Source organism: Streptomyces phytophilus (assembly GCF_013870535.1).
Lineage (GTDB): Bacteria > Actinomycetota > Actinomycetes > Streptomycetales > Streptomycetaceae > Streptomyces > Streptomyces phytophilus.
The window spans coordinates 1-3,272 of record NZ_JACBXC010000679.1; the positions used below are offsets into that span (position 1 = coordinate 1).

Annotated in this window: 5 protein-coding genes; 1 reads left to right on the forward strand and 4 read right to left on the reverse strand. The window is 72.4% G+C overall.

All coding sequences use genetic code 11. From position 1 onward, the window contains the following. The 3 genes from H5J30_RS23415 to H5J30_RS23425 all read right to left on the reverse strand — a co-directional run. Positions 1-748: histidine kinase dimerization/phosphoacceptor domain-containing protein (locus tag H5J30_RS23415; protein ID WP_181789353.1), on the reverse strand; the 748-nt coding region annotated here is incomplete at its 3' end. 88 nt (positions 749-836) lie between these two features. Beyond that, the gene (pspAA, locus tag H5J30_RS23420) at positions 837-1,115 is read right to left on the reverse strand and encodes a PspA-associated protein PspAA (protein ID WP_100302515.1); all 279 of its coding nucleotides are present in this window, start codon (positions 1,113-1,115) and stop codon (positions 837-839) included. A 37-nt stretch (positions 1,116-1,152) separates the two neighbouring features. Further along, on the reverse strand, positions 1,153-1,962 hold the full coding sequence (locus H5J30_RS23425; protein ID WP_037730034.1) for a PspA/IM30 family protein: 810 nt from the start codon (positions 1,960-1,962) through the stop codon (positions 1,153-1,155). A 273-nt stretch (positions 1,963-2,235) separates the two neighbouring features. On the opposite strand from H5J30_RS23425, the gene H5J30_RS23430 reads away from it, so the two are divergent. Next, positions 2,236-2,832, forward strand: coding sequence for a DUF3043 domain-containing protein (locus H5J30_RS23430; protein WP_181789354.1), 597 nt, complete (start codon positions 2,236-2,238; stop codon positions 2,830-2,832). Between the two features lie 112 nt (positions 2,833-2,944). On the opposite strand, the gene H5J30_RS23435 is transcribed toward H5J30_RS23430, so the two are convergent. Continuing rightward, complete coding sequence (locus tag H5J30_RS23435; protein WP_018837617.1) at positions 2,945-3,160, reverse strand: hypothetical protein; 216 nt, start codon at positions 3,158-3,160, stop codon at positions 2,945-2,947. Positions 3,161-3,272: the final 112 nt, after the last annotated feature.

Sequence of the window (3,272 nt, forward strand, 5' to 3'; positions counted from 1 at the left end):
GCAGCTCCTCCAGCGCCGTGCGGCTCGCGTCGCGTACGTGCGCCAGCGCCTCCTTGGCCTGGTCCGGGCGGCTCTCCATGACGTGCGAGGCCACCCCCGCCTGGACGTTGACCAGCGCGATGTGGTGCGCGACGACGTCGTGCAGCTCGCGCGCGATCCGCACCCGCTCCTCCGCGACCCGCCGCCGCGCCTCCTCCTCGCGGGTCCGCTCGGCCCGCTCGGCGCGCTCGCGGATGGCGGCGACGAAGGCCCGGCGGCTGCGCACGGCGTCGCCGACGCCGGCGGCCATGCCGGTCCAGGCGAAGACCCCGAGGTTCTCGTCCGCGTACCAGGGGCGGTCGCCGAAGAGCATCATCGCGAACGTCAGCACCCCGATGGTGAGCAGCGCGATGCGCCAGGTGGTGTGCCGGTCGGTGCGGGCGGCGACGGTGTAGAGGGCGACCACGACGCTGAGCGCGATGGGCGAGCGCGGATCGCCCGCGGACGCGATGACGTGCGCGATGGTCAGCGTCATCGTGACGGCGAGCACCGCCCACGGCGCACGCCGCCGCAGGACGAGGACGGCGCAGGCCGCGGTCGCGAGCACGACCTCCGCGGCGCCGAGGTCGGCCGGCGGCGGCGCGTTCGCCCCGCGGTCGGGGAAGACGGAGGTGATGAGGATGGCGGCGAGCGCGGCCGCCGCCACCAGGGCGTCGGCCGCGAGGGTGTGTGCCCGCAGCCAGCGGGGCAGAGCGGCGAGTGGGGTCACGGCAGCGGTGTGTGCGGAGGAGGGCCGGCCCCGGTCCTGGCGACCGGGGCGGGAAGCGGCCGAGGCGTACGTGATGGCCGGCCGGGGGTCAGCTGGGGATGAGGCCGTCGTCGCTGAGCATCTCCCGTACCTCCTCCAGGGAGGCGTCCGGCCCCGGGAGGATCAGCTCGGACGGCTCCAGCGCGTCGTCCGGCAGCGGGGTGCCCAGGGAGCGCACGGCGTCGAGCAGGGCGCCGAGGGTCCGCCGGAAACCGGCCCCGTCACCGCTCTCCATCTCGGCGAGCAGTTCGTCGTCCAGCTTGTTGAGCTCGGTGAAGTGGCTGTCGTCCAGCTTCACCTGACCCTCCCCCATGATCCGTACGATCACGGCCTTCTCCCGTTCTTCCGAGCCCGTCGAGGGGCGGTCACTGCTTGTCGAACCGCGGGGCGTCCTGCGGCGGAGCCTGCTGCTGCGGCGGGGTCTGGGCGCCCTGCTGGCCGCCCTCGATCGCCTGCTGCTGCTCCGCGGGCCCGCCCGCCAGCTCGGCCTTCATCCGCTGCAGCTCCAGCTCGACGTCCGCGCCGCCGGAGAGCCGGTCCAGCTCGGCGGAGATGTCGTCCTGCGCCATCCCCGTCGGGTCGTCCAGCGCACCGGAGGCCAGCAGCTCGTCGATGGCGCCGGCGCGGGCCTGCATCTGCGCCGTGCGGTCCTCGGCGCGCTGCACGGCCAGGCCGACGTCGCCCATCTCCTCGGAGATGCCGGAGAACGCCTCGCCGATCCGCGTCTGGGCCTGAGCCGCGGTGTACGTGGCCTTGATGGTCTCCTTCTTCGTGCGGAAGGCGTCCACCTTGGCCTGCAGCCGCTGCGCGGCGAGGGTGAGCTTCTCCTCCTCGCTCTGCAGCGTCTGGTGCTGCGTCTCCAGGTCCGTGACCTGCTGGTGCAGCGCCGCCTTGCGGGACAGCGCCTCGCGCGCCAGGTCCTCGCGGCCGAGGGCGAGGGCCTTCTTGCCCTGGTCCTCCAGCTTGGCGGACTGGTTCTGCAGCTGGCCGAGCTGCAGCTCCAGGCGCTTGCGCGACGTCGCCACGTCGGCGACGCCCCGGCGCACCTTCTGCAGCAGTTCCAACTGCTTCTGGTACGAGTAGTCGAGGGTCTCGCGCGGGTCCTCGGCCCGGTCCAGGGCCTTGTTGGCCTTCGCGCGGAAGATCATCCCCATCCGCTTCATGACACCGCTCATGGGCCTCGCGCGCCCCCTTCTGACGGACTCCAGCCTCGGCACATACTCTGCAGAACCCACAGTACGGGCCCTGCTTCCATTACCGCACTGCCTGGGCGCCAATGCGCTCCTCCTGCAGGACGAACCGCGAGGGGTCCGCCCTCCCGCCCAGGGAGTAGACGACCGTAGGGGCTCCCGGTTCGCGCGCCCCCACAGGTAGTGACACGCACGCCGTTGCCGGATCGTTCCCCCTCGGTCTGGGTCGTACACCCGACTGCCCCTATTCTTGGGCTTGTGTTCGGAAGCCGTTCCAAGGATGACCAGTCCACTGAGCCCGAGGTGAGCGCGGTGGAGTCGAAGCATGTGCGTCCGGCCGAGGCGCCCAAGGGCAGGCCCACGCCCAAGCGCAGCGATTCGCAGGCGCAGCGCCGCGCCATGGCCAAGACGCCGACGACGCGCAAGGAGGCGTCGAAACGCGCAAGGGAGGCGCGCAGGTCCGACATGGCCAGGCAGCGCGAGGCGCTGGCCTCGGGCAACGAGAAGTACCTGCCCCCGCGGGACAAGGGGCCGGTGCGCAAGTTCGTGCGGGACTACGTGGACTCGCGGTGGTGCGTGGCGGAGTTCTTCCTGCCCCTGGCCATCGTGATCCTGATGCTCAGCATCACGCCGTCGGCGGGGCTGAAGAACATCTCGCTGCTGCTGTGGCTGTTCGTGATCGTGCTGATCGTCTTCGACTCGATCGCGATCGCCGTGCAGGTGAAGCGGCAGCTCAAGCAGCGCTTCCCGGACGAGAGCCACCGCGGCGCCAAGGCGTACGCGCTGATGCGCACGCTCCAGCTGCGCCGGATGCGGCTGCCGAAGCCGCAGGTGAAGCGGGGCGAGCGGCCCTGACGCCGACGGGCGTACGGGGCGGGGGGCCGCCGCGTACGCCCGTGTACGTCCGTACGAGCCGGACGCCGCCGGCCGGGTGGCGGGCCGGACCTCCGGTGCCGCCGGCCGGCCCTTACGCGCCTTCGGCCGCCTCCAGGCTCATCGGGCCGTAGACCTCGGCGCCGTCCTCCAGCAGCCTGACCTGCTCGACGCCGCCCTCCAGCAGTTCCTTCCAGACCTCGCCGATCCACGACTCCGCATCACCCTGGGTCGTGAAGTCCTCCGGCTCCACCGCCGGGGTCGCCTCCGTGCCGTCGGCCTTCTCGAACCGCCAGGTCCACGCTGCCATGACTGCCTCCGTCCCACGCCGGATAGTGCGCTCGCAGCGTAACCGAGAGCGCTGAAGCGCCGCCCCGCCCGGGCGGCGGCCCGCCCCCCGCGAGACGATCTGTTCGTGGACA